At 72.6% G+C, this 16,616-nt stretch carries 11 protein-coding genes and 1 pseudogene; 4 read left to right on the top strand and 8 right to left on the bottom strand.

The features are described from left to right. Positions 1-488: 488 nt before the first annotated feature. From AB0Q99_RS20010 to AB0Q99_RS20000, 3 genes are all read right to left on the bottom strand, one after another. A complete protein-coding gene (locus AB0Q99_RS20010) occupies positions 489-1,304 on the bottom strand; it encodes a DUF2071 domain-containing protein (RefSeq protein ID WP_363573578.1) in 816 nt (271 codons plus the stop codon). A gap of 260 nt (positions 1,305-1,564) precedes the next feature. Continuing rightward, entirely contained in the window at positions 1,565-1,849 is a 285-nt protein-coding gene (locus AB0Q99_RS20005; protein WP_363573576.1) for a hypothetical protein, read from the bottom strand. A gap of 571 nt (positions 1,850-2,420) precedes the next feature. Further along, positions 2,421-2,933 carry a TspO/MBR family protein gene (locus AB0Q99_RS20000; protein ID WP_363573574.1) on the bottom strand — a complete coding sequence of 171 codons (513 nt, stop codon included), beginning with the start codon at positions 2,931-2,933 and terminating at the stop codon, positions 2,421-2,423. 411 nt (positions 2,934-3,344) lie between these two features. On the opposite strand from AB0Q99_RS20000, the gene AB0Q99_RS19995 reads away from it, so the two are divergent. Both AB0Q99_RS19995 and AB0Q99_RS19990 read left to right on the top strand, forming a co-directional pair. After that, the gene (locus tag AB0Q99_RS19995; protein ID WP_363573572.1) at positions 3,345-4,913 is read left to right on the top strand and encodes a PP2C family protein-serine/threonine phosphatase; all 1,569 of its coding nucleotides are present in this window, start codon (positions 3,345-3,347) and stop codon (positions 4,911-4,913) included. After that, entirely contained in the window at positions 4,910-5,965 is a 1,056-nt protein-coding gene (locus tag AB0Q99_RS19990) for a cobalamin-dependent protein (RefSeq protein WP_363573570.1), read from the top strand. The genes AB0Q99_RS19995 and AB0Q99_RS19990 overlap by 4 nt, the downstream gene beginning before the upstream one ends. Before the next feature lie 405 nt (positions 5,966-6,370). Here AB0Q99_RS19990 and AB0Q99_RS19985 read toward each other — a convergent pair whose 3' ends face one another. The 5 genes and pseudogenes from AB0Q99_RS19985 to AB0Q99_RS19965 form a co-directional block, all read right to left on the bottom strand. Further along, complete coding sequence (locus AB0Q99_RS19985) at positions 6,371-7,366, bottom strand: 2-hydroxyacid dehydrogenase (RefSeq protein WP_363573568.1); 996 nt, start codon at positions 7,364-7,366, stop codon at positions 6,371-6,373. A 178-nt stretch (positions 7,367-7,544) separates the two neighbouring features. Next, the gene (locus AB0Q99_RS19980; RefSeq protein WP_363573566.1) at positions 7,545-8,570 is read right to left on the bottom strand and encodes a 6-phosphofructokinase; all 1,026 of its coding nucleotides are present in this window, start codon (positions 8,568-8,570) and stop codon (positions 7,545-7,547) included. A 352-nt stretch (positions 8,571-8,922) separates the two neighbouring features. Next, positions 8,923-9,651, bottom strand: coding sequence for a glutamine amidotransferase (locus AB0Q99_RS19975; protein WP_363573564.1), 729 nt, complete (start codon positions 9,649-9,651; stop codon positions 8,923-8,925). Positions 9,652-9,697: 46 nt separating this feature from the next. Then, a complete protein-coding gene (locus AB0Q99_RS19970; protein WP_363573562.1) occupies positions 9,698-10,960 on the bottom strand; it encodes a MurT ligase domain-containing protein in 1,263 nt (420 codons plus the stop codon). Between the two features lie 250 nt (positions 10,961-11,210). Continuing rightward, positions 11,211-11,720: pseudogene (locus AB0Q99_RS19965) on the bottom strand (GNAT family N-acetyltransferase); the annotation flags it as partial. Positions 11,721-12,243: 523 nt separating this feature from the next. Between AB0Q99_RS19965 and AB0Q99_RS19960 the strand changes: the two are divergent. Further along, the gene (locus AB0Q99_RS19960; RefSeq protein WP_363573560.1) at positions 12,244-16,131 is read left to right on the top strand and encodes an amino acid adenylation domain-containing protein; all 3,888 of its coding nucleotides are present in this window, start codon (positions 12,244-12,246) and stop codon (positions 16,129-16,131) included. A gap of 140 nt (positions 16,132-16,271) precedes the next feature. Continuing rightward, positions 16,272-16,511 (top strand): hypothetical protein, encoded by a 240-nt coding sequence (locus AB0Q99_RS19955; protein ID WP_363573558.1) that lies wholly within the window; start codon positions 16,272-16,274, stop codon positions 16,509-16,511. Positions 16,512-16,616: the final 105 nt, after the last annotated feature.

Here is a 16,616-nt window from a genome sequence, read left to right as displayed (position 1 = left end):
CCTCAAGGCCGCCAGTGTGGTTCTTGCCCAGGAGATCGACCGTCCCCGGACGAGGCCGAGCTGGGGGTGCCCCCTTTGGGGGAGTGATCGACCACTCGCGCGACGGCTTCGGGGTCGATCCCGTCTGCCGGGTGCCGGAGCTGTCCCCGTCGACGTACTTCGCCCGCGAGCAACGACCGAAGTCGGCCCGCCGCCTGCGCGACGAGGAACTGATCCCGCTGGTCACAGCCGCGTGGGAGGACTCCGGCCGCACCTACGGCGGCCGCCGCACCACCGTCCCGGAGCCGGCCGCCCCGCGCCCGCCGGACCCGGTCAACCGACGGTTCACCGCCCAGCGTCCGAACCAGCTCCGGCTGGCCGACCTGACCCACATCCGCACCTGGTCGGGCCGGGTCCACGTCACGTTCGTCCTGGACGCGTGCTCGAGCCGGATCGTGGGCCGGCAGGCCGCCGTCCTGGGATCACTGCCTCGCTGTGCGTGTGCCCGGTCATCGCGGACCGTCTTGGGCCGGTCGGGAGCCGGAGCCGTGCTGTTCTCGGGTCACCGGCGTCCATGCGCCGAAGCGAACGGGTACGCCCGTCGAGTAGAGGACGCTTGTCGGCGGCCCGGAGACATCGACGCCCGCGGCGCTGGTCAGATCTTGAGCCAGGTCGGTGAGGCCGGCCTCGTACAGCGGCCACGGGGGATGATCGGTGGGCAGGTAGACGGTTCGTCGCCTCACCTGGTTGTGCAGGCCCCAGCGGGCTGTCAAGAAGTCTGCCAATGGGCCGGGGCGCTCAAGCCGCTCGCCGATGTGGGCAGTAAGCAGGCACGTTGCCTCAGGGCTGGAGACGCGTCGGGTTCTCGTTGCGAGGCAGTAGAGGTCGCGCTCCACGGCGAGCCGTGTCGACGACCACCTGTACGGAAGTGCGAACACAGCCCGCGCGGTCATGACGGCTGCGAGCCGGGGGCAGTCGAGCGACCTGAACACGACTCCGCGGCGACCCTGCCGGTCCACGGAGTAGAGCCTGACATTCACCTCGGGGAAGCTGCCCAGGTACGGAACTCCCGGCCAGCGGCCTGGGCCGAGGCGTTCCATGGAGAAGGCCACCAGGCCGACCCAGCTGGTTCCGTTCCAGACGTCGGGGAAGACTCCCGGCGGCATCAGGTGCGAGACCGCGGCGGGGCTGACCGGCCAGTGGAGAAAGAGGACGTGTCGCCAGTACTGCGAAAGCAGCGGCCGCGCGACCGGTCGGGCCGGGGCCACCGTCACCGGTTCGATGATCATCGGGATCCCTTCCGCGCTCAGCACGGGTTCCAGCATGCGTGGGAAGCCACAGGAACAGGAACTCGCATCGTTGGTGCAGCAGAGACAGGGCTCGATGGATGCCGCCCGTGCCCTGCGTATCCGGGCCGCGCGGACCGCACCGTCGGTCGCCGTACACGGCATGCGACGAACCCTCGGCTTCGTGGACTGGACCGGCCGGGAGCCCGGTTATGGCCAGGTCTGTCCTCCTGTTCGCGACCAGAGACCTGGCCCCGCAGATCCCAGCTGCGGGGCCAGAAAGGCCGGAACCAGCCAGATCATCCGGCTTTCTCGCTCGGGTGGTCGAGCCAGGCGCTTCGGGAGCTCTTGGCAGGGGCAGCCGCCTGCTCCTCGTAGCCGGCGAGCGCCAGGCCGAGCCCGAAGAACGTGGGCGCCCATTCGCCGACGAAGATGCCCCACCGGTCTGCCCGCTCGACTCCGGCCTGTTCGGCCTTCATCGATGCGACCCAGCTCAGCAGGGACAGGCCGATGGATCCGAATGCTGCCGCGTAGGCGTGTTCACTGGTGATTCCGGCTTCGTGGAGCCGACGGACGATGTTCATGACTACTCCGATGGGTCTTTGCTGCCCTGATTCCTGCTCCTCCAGGCTGGCTGCGGTCCTCGGTCCACACCGGTCGCATCGTTGATGCATCGGCCGGGCAGAAGGCGATCCGGGCGGCAAGCAGCACCTTGCGCGTGCCGCCGGCCGGCCGCCCTGAACGGCTGGCACTCAGTCGGCGCGAAGACCTGCGAGCCGACGGAAGACGAGCGCGAGCAAGATCGCGCAGGTGCCTGCAGCCGCGTACAGGACGCAGGCGGCGGTCAGAGCCGCCAGCACCGAGGCCCAGGCGGCGAGCAGGCGGCACCAGCGACCTGCTCACCGACCCAGATCCGGCGATCCGCGCCCTCGCCGCCCCCGCCCCGCTCCCCGCTGACGACCCGCGCCTCACGGCCGTCCTTCTGGAACCACTGTCGGACCCGCATGCCGCGGACCACCGGTTCGACCCCGAAGCCCTTCGATGTGGGCCATCGCTGTTCAGCCCCGGAGTCGACAGCCGCGGCCGTGCCGTGGTGAGGAGCGGCACCGGGGCCTCCAGAAGGCGCGGAAGCTGCCGGCCGTCAGTCCGGACGGCTCATCGGCAGCCGCCGTTCCGGCGGACGATGTCGGCGTTGAGGGTGGTGGCGAAGGCACACCAGGCCGCATAGGGGGTCAGAGCCGCCGCGGCGGTCCGGTCGACGCGGGCGGTCACCCGCAGGACGTCCAGAGTGCTCAGGGTAAGGAGGGCGGTGCCGACGAGACCGGCCCGGGGGCTCCTGGCAGCAAAGAACAGCCAGTTCCAGGACGCGTTGAGGGCCAGGTTTGCCGCCAGTGCCCCGACCAGCCGACGGCGCTCGCCGCCACCTGTCCGGTTCGCGGCGTGCCCGGCGGCGAAGGCGATGCTCCCGTACAAGGGGGTCCACACTGCGCCGAACGCCCACGGGGGTGGCTGCCACGGAGGTTTGGACAAGGTTGCGTACCAGGTGCTGTTGGGATCCACGGCTCGCGCGCCGGTCACCGCCGTAGCCGTCACCGCAGCCGCAGCCAGCGCGTAAGCGGGCCAGCGGCGCTTCGCCTCACGACGCCTGGAAGGTGCCAGAACTCGCATAACGGATATATGCCCCGCGGCGTGCGGGGTGAGACCTGACCCGATTCTTCGCCGTCCGTCCGGGCGGGGGGAAGTCTGGTGTCGCTGCCCGCGCATCCGCCCGGCCGTGATCCGCGGGACCCCAGGACGGCCCTGTCGAGATCGCGCTACCGTTGCTTCGGGGGAGTCTTCGGGCGATGTGAAGAGGGCGGTGATCCTGTTGATGGACAACCTGCCTTGCCATGCGGCAGGTCGCCCGTGCGCCGCTGCCGTGGCCGACGACAGCGTGAGCGGGCGGCGGTGACCGGCGGCGGCCGCGAGACACCTTGGCGGAAGCAGGTACCGGGTCTTTCGGTCCTTGGTTCGCCTGCTGCGTCGCGCCGACAGGAGCGGCCACGTACCACGCCGGCGACACCGGAGCTGCCGACCGGAGTGTCCGCGCTGTTGCTGGATCTAGTGGATCAGGCCGTCGTGGTCTGCGACGCGTCCGGGTTGCCGAGCTGGTGCAACGTCCAGGCGGAACGACTCTTCCCTCAGCTGCGCATCGGTGAGCCGCTCCACGGGCCGCTGTCGCGTGCCATGGCCGAGGGTGCGGACTGCTTCGAGACCGTCTCCGACGGGCGCCGGTTGTCAGGGCGCCGGGTGGTGCTGCAGGGCCACGGAACTCCCGTCGGTCACTGTGTGTGGTTGGTACGCGACGACAGTGAGGTCCATGAGCGCCAGAACGAGCTGATGGCCGAGCGGGCCCGCTCGGCCTTCCTGGCGGAGGCGGGGAAGCAGCTCGCGGCCTCCCTCCACCACGGCCGTACGGTGCGTGCGGTGGTGCGGGTGGCGGTCCCCGCCCTGGCGGACACGGCCATCCTGTTCCTGCCGGTCCGGGGACGTTGCGTAGCCTGGCACCTCTACGGGCCGGACGAGCGCGCCGGCCAGTTGCCGGCAGCGGCGTTGGACCAGGCCCCGCCGGTGGCCCACGCCCTGAGAGGGTTGGTGGAACAGCCCGTACTGTGCGACTGGCAGGAAGTGGCGCGGTTGGGCGGAGCGCTGCCGCAGGATCCGAATCCGCCTGGTCAGGCCCTGGTGGTCACGCTCCCCGGGCCCGGGATGCCGGCCGGCGTACTGGTGCTGGCGCACGGGCCGCAGCACACGGGCTTCGGCGCGGCGGACGTCGAGCTGGCGCGGCAGTTCGCCGCGCGTGCGAGCATCGCGCTGGCGGCCGCGACGTTCTATGCCGAGCAGGTGCACACCGCTGCCGTGCTGCAGGACGGGCTGGAACCCGACCCGCTTCCGCACGTGGCGGGAGTCCACCTCGGGGCTGCGTACCGGCCCGCCCGCGAAACTCTGTGGCTCGGCGGCGACTTCTACCAGGTCCGGGCGGACGCCGAGGGCGGTGTCAGGTTCTTTTTCGGCGACGTCTGCGGCAAGGGAGTCGAGGCGGCGGTGTTCGCCGGACGGGTGCGGCAGAGCCTCCGATCGCTGGCTCTGGTGGAATCCCGGCCCGTGAGGATGCTGCAGCTGCTCAATGAGGCGCTTCTGGAGGGAGGTCCCACTCCTTTCACCACACTGGTGACGGGGTCCGCCGACTCGGCGCGAGACGGCGCGCTGGACGTCGTGGTGGCAGGTGGCGGGCACTTGCCACCACTGGTGCTGCGCAAGGACGGCAGGGTGGACGAGGTGCACATCGGTGGGACGCTGGTCGGCGCCGTGCCCGACCCGGACTTCCACCAGACGGAGATCCGGCTGGCAGCCGGCGAACTGTTGCTGTTGTACAGCGACGGTGTGACCGAGGCCCGCGGTGGGCCGACGGAGCAGGAGATGTACGGCGAACGGCGGTTGATGCGCGACCTGGCCGCCTGCCTCGGCATGCCGGCCGGCGCGGTCGCCGAGCGTATCGACCTGCGCACCGGGCAGTGGCTGGCCGGAGGCGACCACGATGACCTCGCCGTTCTCGCCGTGCAGGCTCCCGCCCTCGCGCCGTCAGCGGACGTGGAGCAGCCGCGGTGACCGCCGAGCGCTTTGACGCCATCGAGAGTGTTCGCACGGCCTTCGACGACCACCTGGCCCGAGCGGACGAGACCGCCGCCGTGGCGCTCGTCCTGGACCTTCTCGCTCGTGGCGTCAGCGCCGAGGACGTGCTGCTCGACTTGATCGCACCCGCCCAGGCAGCGGTCGGCGAGCGCTGGGTGACCAACGAATGGAGTGTGGCCCAGGAACACGCGGCCACCCATGTCAGCAACCGGGCCGTCTCGGCACTCGCCGCCGCGACCGTGGCCCCCGACCATCCTCTCGGGAGCGTGGTGGTGGCCTGTCCGGACGGCGAATGGCATACCCTGCCCGCCCATATTGTCGCGGAGGTGCTACGGCTGCGCGGCTTCGCGGTACGGTTCCTCGGTGCCGGTGTACCCACCGCACACCTGATCTCGTATCTGCATCAGAACGGCTCTGATCTGATCGCCCTGTCGTGCATGCTGGCGGTGCGCCTGCCCCGGATGTACCGCACGATCGAGGCGTGCCGACTGGCGCGTGTACCGGTCCTGGTCGGTGGGGCCGGCTTCGGACCGGACGGCGTCTGGGCTCGCGCGCTGGGTGCCGACCTGTACGCGCGCACCGCGGTGGACGCCGCGGAGCTGCTGGTGGAGCAGTGGCCGCCGCCGCTGACCGGGGCGCCCGCACTGGACCACCTGGCCGACGGGGAGTACGCCCAACTCGTCAGCCGCCGCGGTGACCTTCTGCGGCACCTGGTCGACCACCTGCGCCGATGCTTCCCGCCGATGCGGCGATGTGCCGACGACCGGTACGAGGCCGCTGTCGAGGACCTGGGGTTCCTGGTGGACTTCCTCGCCGCCGGTGTCTTCGTCGACGACCCGCGCGTTTTCACGGACTTCCTGGTGTTCCTCGCCGATGTGCTGGCCCCCCGCGGGATACCGCCGGCCGGCCTGGACCTGGTGGTCCGGGCCCTCTGCGAGCCGTTGAGCGACCTTCCCCGCACCCTGACCCACCTGGCAGCGGGTCGAGGACGGCTGGCGCGGGCCGGACACACCTGGACGGACGCCTGATCCCTGCGGCAGGTTACGGGAGACGCACGCTGGTGGCGGCCCGGGTTCGCCCCTGGCCCGGACGACGGGCCGCGCTTCACCCACGGGGACTCCGGAGGAAGTGGAACATCCTTGCAGCGGGAGTGTGCGGCACGTCACCTGCGTACTCCCGCTCGCGTCGCTGCGTCTCACGCGCCTCTCACGGACTGGATGTCATGAGGTGGCATCAGGCGTCATGCGGGGTGGACGGGAGGCCCTGACCCGCGCGATCGGGACTGGTGAGCATCAGCCGGATGCCCGTTTCAGCGCTGGGGGTCACGTGGTTCTCGGAGAGGCGGGTCTTCGATTCGTCCGGTGTTTCGGTCTGTGAGACCCGGCCCCGGCCGGTCGTCCAGTTCACGCTACGAGGTCCGGGCCCTCGCGGGGTCAGGCTCTCGGGACGAGGGTGTTCTCGTTGGTGCGGCCGGCGGCGTAGTCGTCGATGTTGCGGGCGGTGGCGTCGATGATCTGGCTGACGGCGGTGTGGGTGAAGTAGGCCTGGTGGCTGGTGACGAGGACCTGCGGGAAGGTGACGAGGCGGGCGAGGGTGTCGTCGGTGATGCCGTGGATGGAGCGGTCGGTGAAGAAGACACCGGTCTCCTCCTCGTAGACGTCGAGGCCGACGCCGGACAGTCGGCCGGCCCGCAGCGTCTCGACCAGGGCGGCGCTGTCGAGGAGGCCGCCGCGGCTGGAGTTGATGAGGATGGCGTCGTCCTTCATCCGGGCGAGGGCAGCGGCGTCGATGAGGTGGTGGGTGGCCGGGAGGAGGGGGACGTGGAGGCTGATCAGGTCGGCGCGGGTGAGGAGTTCGGGCAGTTCGGTGTAGTGCATGCCGAGGTCGAGGCAGGCCGGGTTCTCCGCGATGTCCCAGCCGAGGAGGTGGGTGCCGAAGCCGGCGGCGATGCGGGCGAAGCACTCGCCGATCTTGCCGGTGCCGATGACGCCGACGGTCATGCCGTGGATGTCGCGGCCGAGCAGGCCGTCGAGGCGGAAGTCGAACTCGCGGCTGCGGGTGGCGGCGCGGGTGAGGCGGCGGTTGACGGCGAGGGCGAGCGCCCAGGCGTGTTCGGCTACGGAGTACGGGCTGTACTGGGAGACTCGGGCGATGGTGAGGCCGAGCTCGGCGGCGGCGTCGAGGTCGATGTTGTTGAAGCCGGTGGAGCGCTGGGCGATCAGCCCGGTGCCGCCCTCGGCCAGCACCACGAGCGTCCCGGCGTCCAGGACGGCGTTGACGCTGCTGCTGACGACCGGGTAGCCGCCGGCCAGCGGCGCGGTGTCCCGGTTGAGGAACACGTCCAGGCAGCGCAGTCCGTGCCGGCCCGCGAAGGCCCGTTCCAGCAGCGGCCGTTCGTCGGCCTGTACCCCGTACGCGAGGATTTCCATCCGCGGTCCCTCCGGACTCGGCTCCGGTGGCCGGCGCTGCGGCCACGTCTGCGGACACGCTAACGGGCGGGGCGCGCGGGTGCCCGCCGGTCGCGCGAAGACCCCCGGACCGTACGGGGCGGGGTCCGGGGGCCTGCGCGGAGGGCGGGCGGTCGGGTGACCGCGGGCGGGCGGGCGGTCAGATGACCGTCTCGGCCTCCAGGTAGCGCTCCTGCGGGACGGTCTTCAGCTCGGCGACGGCCTCCGCGAGCGGCACCAGGTTGATGTTGGTGCCCTGCAGCGCGGTGATGTGGCCGAAGGCGCCCTTGTGGACGGCCTCGACGGCGTGCCAGCCGAAGCGGGTGGCGAGCACCCGGTCGTAGGCGGTCGGGGTGCCGCCGCGCTGGGTGTGGCCGAGGATGACCGGGCGGGCCTCCTTGCCGAGGCGGTGCTCCAGCTCGCGGGAGAGCTGGGTCGCGATGCCGGTGAAGCGCTCGTGGCCGTAGATGTCCTTGGTGCCCTCCTCCCAGTGCATGGTGCCGGCCTCGGGCTTGGCGCCCTCGGCGCAGACCACGATGGCGAACTTCTTCTGGCGGTCGAAGCGCTCGCGGACGACGGCGGTGAGCTTGTCGATGTGGAACGGGCGCTCGGGCACGACGATGGCGTGCGCGCCGGCCGCCATGCCCGCGTTGAGCGCGATCCAGCCGGTGTGCCGGCCCATGACCTCGACGACCATGACCCGCTGGTGGGACTCGGCGGTGGTCTTCAGCCGGTCCAGCGCCTCGGTGGCGACCGACACGGCGGTGTCGAAGCCGAAGGTCACGTCGGTGGCGGCGATGTCGTTGTCGATGGTCTTCGGCACGCCGACGATCGGCAGGCCCGCGTCGCTCATCAGCTTGGCGGCCTTCAGGGTGCCCTCGCCGCCGATCGGGATGACCGCGTCCAGGCCGAGGTCCGCGCAGTACTTCTTGGCCCGCTCGACGCCGTCCCGCAGGTGGCTGGGCTGGACCCGGGAGGAACCGAGGATGGTGCCGCCCTGGGCCAGGATGCCGCTCACCGAGTCCAGGGTCAGGGGGCGGTGGTGACCCTCCAGGAAACCGCGCCACCCGTCCTCGAACCCGATGATCTCGTCGCCGTGGTCGACCACCCCCCGGTGGACCACGGAACGGATCACGGCGTTCAGTCCGGGGCAGTCACCGCCGCTGGTCAGCACTCCGATACGCATTTGCTTTGCAACTCCCGAGCAGAACCGAGGAACGGCCGGACCACAGGCTGGGACGACGAGCCGTCACCGTAACGGGGCGCCACCACGCCGGGGCGGCGGGGAGGTGGCCGTGGGGTGAAGGACCGGCCGATCCGGACGAAACGCCCGGAACCGGCCGCGAAGTCGAGCATACGGCCCCTGGTCCGGCCGGGCAGGAGCCGACGCGGGAGCGGCGCCGTCGGCGCCCCCGCGCGGAAAGTGCAGCCTGCTGCCGAGGAGGGTGTGCAGTAGGCAGCCCCATTGTCGTACGTCCGGAGCCGCCCGCGGGCCGGGTGACCGCATCGCGGGCACCCGGCCGGGGCGTACCGGCGTGCTACGCGGGGCGCGTCGCGGCCGCGATGCGCTCGGCGCGCAGCGCGTCGTACCAGGTGGTGTCGGCCGGCGGCAGGGCGTTGACGTCCAGTGCCAGCTTGATCAGCATGTCGGCCACGGCGGGGTTGCGCGCCAGCACCGGGCCGTGCAGGTAGGTGCCGAAGACGGTGTCCCGCCAGGCGCCCTCGGTGCCGTCACCGGTGCCGTTGCCCCGGCCGACGCTGACCGTGGCGAAGGGCTGGACGCCCTGACCCAGGTGGGTGACGCCCTGGTGGTTCTCGAAGCCGGTCAGCTGCGGCAGGCCGAGCCGGGGGTCGACGTCGGCGAGCACGTCGCCGACGCAGCGGGCGCCCTCGCCGCGCGCGGTCCAGACGTCGAGCAGGCCGAGGCCCGGCTCGCGCTCGCCGAGGTCGTTGATGAACTCGTGGCCCATGATCTGGAAGCCCGCGCAGACGCCGAAGATGATCGCGCCGTTCTCGGCGGCCCGCACCAGGCCGCTGTCGGCGCGCAGCCGCTCGGCGGCCAGGCGCTGCGGGCGGTCCTCGCCGCCGCCGATCAGGTAGATGTCCCCGCTGGTGGGGATCGACTGGTCGGAGCGGACGTCGATCCGGGTCACGTTGAGATGGCGCTGGCGGGCCCGGCGCTCCACGACCAGGGCGTTGCCGCGGTCGCCGTAGGTGCTGAGCAGGTCCGGGTAGACCCAGACCACGCGCAGGCTGCTCTCACTCATCCTCGAAGGCCTTCCGTCACGAAAAGACTGGTGTGCGGGCGCGGCATCAGCCGGCCACGACCTTCCGCAGCTGCTGGAAGGCGGTGTAGTTGGCGATGGCCTCGATCCGGCCGGGCGGCGCCATCCGGACGGCCTGCTCCAGGGTGTCCACCACGTGGAACTGCAGCCCGGCGACCTCCAGACGGACGGCCAGGTCCAGCTTGCGCTGGCCCATCACGAAGACCGGGTGCCCGGCGAGGCGCTCGTAGTCGACGTCCCACAGCCAGGAGGTGTCCGTGCCGTCGGCGTCGAGGGCGTTGACGGACAGGATCACCGGGGCGGGCGGGCCGTCGATCAGCGAGAAGGTCTCCAGCCAGCCGGCCGGGTTCTTGGCCAGCAGCAGCCGGATGTCCCGGCCCTGGTACTGGACCACGTCGTAGCGGCCGGCCACCGCGGTCACCGAGCGCATCCGCTCCAGGGCGACCTGCGGGGAGACGCCGAACACGGCGGCGACGGCGGCCGAGCTGGTGGCGTTGGCCAGGTTGGCCCGGCCCGGCAGCTGCAGCTGGATCGGCCAGGCGCCGCGCTGCGGGTCGATCACGTGGGTGCCCTGGAGCGCCCAGTGCGGGTTGGGGCGGCGGAAGCCGCACTCCTGGCAGAACCAGTCGTCGCCGGGGCGCTGCATGACACCGCCGCAGGCGGGGCAGGACCAGGCGTCCTCCTTCCACGCCTGCCCGGCGGCCACCCAGACCACCTTCTTGCAGGAGGAGGCGGCCCAGGTCACCAGCGGGTCGTCGGCGTTGGCGATGACCACGGCCTCGGTGTCCTGCAGGCCCTCGCGCCACTTCTCGGCCATCATCCGGGTCTCGGCGGCGCGGTCGAGCTGGTCGCGGGAGAGGTTGAGCAGCGCGATCGCCTTGGGGCGGGTGTCGCGGGCGACCGTCGCCAGGTACTTCTCGTCGACCTCGATCACGCCGAAGCGGGCCTCGTTGCCGCCCGCCAGGGCGGAGGTGATGCCGGCCGGCATGTTGGCGCCGAGGGCGTTGGAGACCACCGGGCCGGCGGCGCGCAGTGCCTCGGCGATCAGGCGGGTGGTGGTGGTCTTGCCGTTGGTCGCGCTCACCAGGACGACGTCGAGGTGGTCGGCGAGGGTGGCGAGCAGGTCGGGGTCGAGCTTGAGGGCGACCTTGCCGCCGATCACCGAGCCGCTTCCGCGTCCGGCCTTGCGCGACACGGCGGCGGCGACCCGGCCGGCCGTGACCGCGATCTTGGCGCGGGCCGGCAGGGAGGCGTCGCGTGCGCCTGTGGGCTCCGATTCGGTGCCTGCCATGCTCAGTGGTTCCTCCTTGCTGCGGCACCACCCGGGGCCGGATAACGGGCCGTCGGGCGGCGGGGACGGGGTCAGCCTACCGACTCCATAGCCCGACCGGACGATCCGGACCCCGCGCCGCCTGCTGCGACGCGGTGGCGGCGCCTGCTGACGGGCCGTCAAGGACGGCGGTGTACGGAGGACCCTTTACCGCTTGATGACGCTCCGCGGCCGCTACCGGGTTCCCGGTAAGGATCTGGTGAAGAAATGATCAGCGGCCCGGATGGTGGGCGCGGACGGCCGGACCGTCGGCGCCCAGGGCCGCGGTGATCACCAGGGTGCCGCCCTCGGACCGGAAGTCCAGCGGCGCGGCCAGCCGGCGCATCGCGGCGATCAGGCCGGTGTTGCTGCAGTGGGTCAGCGCGTACACCGTCCCGACCCCGGCCGCCCGGGCCGCCGCCGACAGCCGCCGCAGCAGCGCCAGGCCCAGCCCGCGGCGCTGCCAGGCGTCCTCGACCAGGACGGCCAGCTCCGCCTCGCCGTCGTCCCACATCAGGTGCCCGAGGGCGAGGATCCGTCCGTCCGGGGCGGCCACGGCGAGGCTGCGGCCGTGCCGGGGGTTCAGCAGGTGGTCGACGTAGCGGTCGGCGTCGCGGACCGGGCCGTGGTAGCGCAGCCGCAGCGCGGCGGGGGAGCAGCGGCCGTGCATCGCCAGGGCCGCAGCCTTGTCGGCCGGACCGGCCGGGCGCAGCAGCAGCTCGGTCCCGTCCGGCAGGGACAGCCGGGACGGCGCCTCCGGGGCTCCGGCGGCCGGGCCGTGCCGGGGGCCGTGCTGCGGGTGCGGCTGGGGGTGGGGCTGCGGGTGCGGTTGCGGGTGGGGCCGGGCGGCCCGGGACGGGCCGTCGGCGGGCGCCACCGGCCGGGCGGCCTGGCCCGCGGGCGCCGCGCACCTGCGATCGGACCTGCGGAAAGGCCGCTGCCAGAGCCGTTCGGGGCGAGTGCGTGGTGCCGTCATGCGGGTGACGCTACCTACGCTTCGCTTCCGCTCGGTTACGTGATCGTGAACGCCCGAATGCCGGGGCCGCGCCGGGGCCGCGCCGGGGCCTTTCCCGGGGCCGGCGGGGACCGGCCGGGGGTCGTGCCCGGGACCGGCCGGGCCGCGGGCCGGGACGGAGCCGAAACAGGTCCAGACCGCTGCCTCAGGCGGGCGGGACAACGGGCGGCCGACGGTGGGATCCGTGCCCGGCGCTCCTGGTGAGCAGGTCGCCGGGAGTCCGTTCCGCCAAGCACCGAAGGCGATTCCCATGCGCATCACCCCGTCCGTCTCCGCCGCCACCCCCGCCGTCCCGCACGCCCGCCGCGCCCCGGTCGGCACCGCGCTCACCGGTCTGCTCGACCGGCAGGCGCACACCCGGCCGGACGCCCCGGCCGTCCTCGGCGAGGGCACCGGCCTCACCTTCCGGGAGCTGTCCGGGACCGCCCGCCGACTGGCCGCCGAGCTCCGCCGCCCGGGCGCCGGCGCCGACACCTGCGTCGGCCTGTACGTCGAACCGTCGGTCGAGCTGGTCGCCGGGGCCTGGGGCGTCCTGTACGCCGGGGCCGGCTACCTGCCGCTGTCGCCCGAGTACCCCGAGGACCGGCTCCGCTACATGATCGAGGACAGCGGTACCCGGATCGTGCTCACCCAGGAGCACCTGCGTGCCCGGCTGGTCGGGCTGGCCCCGGCCGGAACGGCGATCGTCACCGTCGAGGAGGCCCTCGGGCGCGACCGCACCGCGCCGGAGGAGGCCGCCGAGGAGGCCCGGCCGGAGTCACTGGCCTACGTGATCTACACCTCGGGATCCACCGGCCGTCCCAAGGGCGTGGTGATCGAGCACCGCGCGGTGGTCTCCCAGCTGCGCTGGATGCTCGACGCCGGGCACCTCGGCCCCGAGGTCACCGTGCTGCAGAAGACCCCGATGAGCTTCGACGCCGCCCAGTGGGAGATCCTCGCCCCGGCCGTCGGCGCCCGCGTGGTGGCCGGCACCCCCGGCCTCCACCGCGACCCGGAAGCCCTGGTGGCCGCCGTGCGGCGGCACGGCGTGACCGCGCTGCAGTGCGTGCCCACCCTGCTCCGGGCGCTGCTGGACACCGAGGGCTTCACCGACTGCACCGGCCTGGCCCGGCTGTTCTCCGGCGGCGAGGCGCTGTCCCGGCGGCTCGCCCGCGACCTGGGCCGGGCCCTGCCCGGGGCGTCGCTGGTCAACCTCTACGGCCCCACCGAATGCACCATCAACGCCACCGCGCACCTGGTCGACCCGGCCGAGCCGGGCGACGGCGCCGGTTCGGTGCCGATCGGCCGGCCGGTCGACCGCACCCAGTGCCACATCCTGGACGAGCGGCTGATGCCGGTCGGCGCCGACGCCGTCGGCGAGCTGTACATCGGCGGCGTCCAGCTGGCCCGCGGCTACCTGAACCGGCCGGAGCTGACCGCGGAGCGGTTCGTCCCCTCCCCGTTCGCGTCCGGCGAGCGGCTGTACCGCACCGGCGACCTCGCGCAGTGGAACCGGGACGGCACCATCCAGTTCGCCGGCCGGGTCGACAACCAGGTCAAACTGCGCGGCTACCGGGTCGAGCTGGACGAGATAGCCCGCGCGATCGAGGAGCACACCTGGGTGCGCCGCTCGGCCGCGGTCGTCACCGGCGACGAGCGCACCGGCCACCAGGACCTGGTCGCCTGCGTCGAGCTCAACCCGCGCGAGGCCGCCCTGATGGACCAGGGCAGCCACGGCGGCCACCACCAGTCCAAGGCCAGCAAACTGCAGGTCAAGGCGCAGCTGTCCGACCCCGGTCTGCGCGAACCGGCCCGGCTGGCCGGCCGCGAGCGGGTCGAGCTGCCCGGGCGCCGCGAGAGCGGGGCCCAGCGCCGGGAGACCTTCGCGCGCAAGACCTACCGCTTCTACGACGGCGGCCCGGTCACCCGCGAGGACCTCGCCGCGCTGCTCGCCCCGCGCCCGGTCGGCGCCTTCGGCCGGGACCTGGAACTGCTGAGCTTCCCCGAACTCGGCCGCGTCCTGCGCTGGTTCGGCCAGTTCCACAGCGAGGAGCGGCTGTTGCCCAAGTACGCCTACGCCTCGCCGGGCGCGCTGTACGCGACCCAGCTGTACCTGGAGACCGGCGGCCTGGACGGGCTCGCGGCCGGCCTGTACTACTACCACCCGGTCGAGCACAGCCTGGTCCGGATCGGTCCCGCCGGGACCCGCGGGGAGCCGTACCTGACGCTGCACTTCTCCGGCAGGCACGGCGCCGTCGAGCCGGTGTACAAGAACAACATCCGCGAGGTGCTGGAGTTCGAGACCGGCCACATGCTGGGCGTCTTCGAGGAGGTGCTGCCCGAGTACGGGCTGGACGTGCGGCCGGCCGGCCTCGACCCGGCGGTCAAGGAGCGGCTGGACGTCGCCGAGGAGGACCACTACCCGGGCGGCTTCGCGGTCGTCCGCAACGACGGCACGGCCCGGCCCGAGCGCACCGAGCTCTACCTCCAGGTCCACCCGGGCCGGGTGGACGGCCTGCCGGGCGGGCTCTACCGGTACGCCGACGGCGAGCCGGAACGGATCTCGGACGCGGTGGTGGAGTCCCGGCACGTGATCGCGATCAACCAGTCCGTCTACGCCCGGGCCGCGTTCGGCATCACCGCCGTCAGCCGCGCCGAGGAGGAGTGGCTGGAGTACATCGCGCTCGGCACCCGGCTGCACCACCTGCAGCGCAACGGTCTGGGCCTGGGCTTCATGTCCTCCGGCTACAGCTCCAAGTCGGGCCACCCGCTGCCCGCCGCGCGCCGGATCGACGAGATCCTCGCCGGCCGCGGCATCGCCACCGGCCCGTCGTACTTCTTCCTCGGCGGCAAGGTGAGCGAGGAGCAGATCCGCAGCGAGGGCATGCAGGAGGACGCCGTCCACATGAAGGGCCCGGCCGAGATCATCAAGGACGAACTGGCCACCCTGCTGCCCGACTACATGCTCCCCAACCGGGTGCTGGTCGTGGACGCCCTGCCGCTCACCGCGAACGGCAAGGTCGACCTCAAGGCCCTCGCCGCCTCCGAGGCCGTCCGCACGGCCGGGATCCGCAGCGAGTACGTCGCCCCGAGCACCCGGTACGAGCGGTGGCTGGCCGAAGCCTGGGGGCAGGCGCTGAGGTACGAGGAGGTCTCGGTGGCGGACGAGTTCTTCGCGGTCGGCGGCAACTCGCTGATCGCGGTGGCCCTGGTCAACCGGATCAACCGCGGGTTCGGCATCGCGCTGCCGCTGCAGGTGCTGTTCGAGTGCCCGAGGCTGGGCGACCTGGCCGCGCGGATCGAGCGGGCCTGCGGCGCGGGTGGCGCGGGTGGCGCCGAGGCTTCCGGCTCCCGGCTGATCCCGCTGCACCCGGGCGGGTCCGGCCGGTCGGTGTTCTGCTGGCCCGGCCTGGGCGGGTACCCGATGAACCTGCGCCCGCTCGGCCGGGAGGCGGCCGACGGCCGTGCCTTCTACGGCATCCAGGCGCACGGCATCAACGAGGGCGAGACGCCGTACCCGACCATCCGGGAGACGGCCGCGGCCGACGTCGCCGAGCTGCGCCGGGTGCAGCCCGAGGGCCCGTACACGCTGTGGGGCTTCTCCTTCGGCGCCCGGGTCGCCTTCGAGGCCGCCTGGCAGCTGGAGCAGGCCGGCGAGCGGGTGGAGAACCTGCTGCTGATCTGCCCCGGCAACCCGAAGGTGCGCCAGGACGAGGGCCGCCGGTGGGGCCGCGAGGCCTCGTACGCCAACCCCGCGTACGTGACCATCCTGTTCGGGGTGTTCACCGGCCGGATCGGCGGCCCCGAGCTGGAGCGCTGCCTGGCCGAGGCGGTGGACGAGGACGGCTTCGTCGCCTCCGTGCACCGGCTGCTGCCGGAGCTGGACGAGGAACTGATCCGCCGGATCACCGGAATCGTCGGCGAGACCTACGAGTTCGAGTACAGCTTCCGCGAGCTGGCCGAGCGGCGGCTGGACGCCCCGGTGACCATCTTCAAGGCCGCCGGCGACGACTACTCCTTCGTCGAGGGCAGCAGCGGCTACTCCGCCGCCCCGCCGGCCGTGGTCGACCTGACCGGGGACCACTACGGGGTGCTGAAGGAGCACGGGGTCGCCGAACTGGCCGCCGCGATCCGGGCGGTGGAGCGAGCGACGCGGTGACCGACGCAGTGAGCGACGCGGTGACCGCGCGCTGACCGGACACGCTCACGGATGGCCCTGAATCCGCGGGCGGGGGAGCCCCTTCGGATAGGGATGGCTCGGCTTTCCGCCGATCCCACCTCGAACCGAAGGGGTTCCCCGTGTTCCAGAAGTCCGTACGGGCCGCCGCGTGTTGCGCGCTGCTCCTCGTGGCCCCGCTCGCCCTCGCCCAGCCCGCCGCCGCCATCACCTCCTCCACGGTCACCTCCTCCGGCAACAACGGCCCCAAGACCCCGCAGGAGGCCGCCGCCTGCAAGTCCGTCACCAGCGCCCTGCTCGGCGGCTTCGGCTCGATGCTCGGCAACGCCGTCTGCGTCGTGCAGCCCGCCGGCAAGGGCTGATCCTCCGGAGACTCCGGTGATCCTATCGCCCCACGTCACACCCCCTCCTGACGGCCAGTCACCGGCGGTCCGTCGGCGCATCCCCCGATGAGGTCGACGGCGGGG

Source organism: Kitasatospora sp. NPDC086791 (assembly GCF_040685975.1).
GTDB lineage: Bacteria > Actinomycetota > Actinomycetes > Streptomycetales > Streptomycetaceae > Kitasatospora.
Note: the sequence above shows the minus strand (reverse complement) of the source record. Positions and strands in the feature narration are given on the sequence as shown.

Excerpts from the sequence above, each read along its gene's own strand:
- AB0Q99_RS19975 (WP_363573564.1), bottom strand. The coding sequence starts at position 9,651 with ATGAGTGAGAGCAGCCTGCGCGTGGTCTGGGTCTACCCGGACCTGCTC.
- AB0Q99_RS20000 (WP_363573574.1), bottom strand. The coding sequence starts at position 2,933 with ATGCGAGTTCTGGCACCTTCCAGGCGTCGTGAGGCGAAGCGCCGCTGG.
- AB0Q99_RS20005 (WP_363573576.1), bottom strand. The coding sequence starts at position 1,849 with ATGAACATCGTCCGTCGGCTCCACGAAGCCGGAATCACCAGTGAACAC.
- AB0Q99_RS19985 (WP_363573568.1), bottom strand. The coding sequence starts at position 7,366 with ATGGAAATCCTCGCGTACGGGGTACAGGCCGACGAACGGCCGCTGCTG.
- AB0Q99_RS19970 (WP_363573562.1), bottom strand. The coding sequence starts at position 10,960 with ATGGCAGGCACCGAATCGGAGCCCACAGGCGCACGCGACGCCTCCCTG.
- AB0Q99_RS20010 (WP_363573578.1), bottom strand. The coding sequence starts at position 1,304 with ATGCTGGAACCCGTGCTGAGCGCGGAAGGGATCCCGATGATCATCGAA.
- AB0Q99_RS19980 (WP_363573566.1), bottom strand. The coding sequence starts at position 8,570 with ATGCGTATCGGAGTGCTGACCAGCGGCGGTGACTGCCCCGGACTGAAC.
- AB0Q99_RS19960 (WP_363573560.1), top strand. The coding sequence starts at position 12,244 with ATGCGCATCACCCCGTCCGTCTCCGCCGCCACCCCCGCCGTCCCGCAC.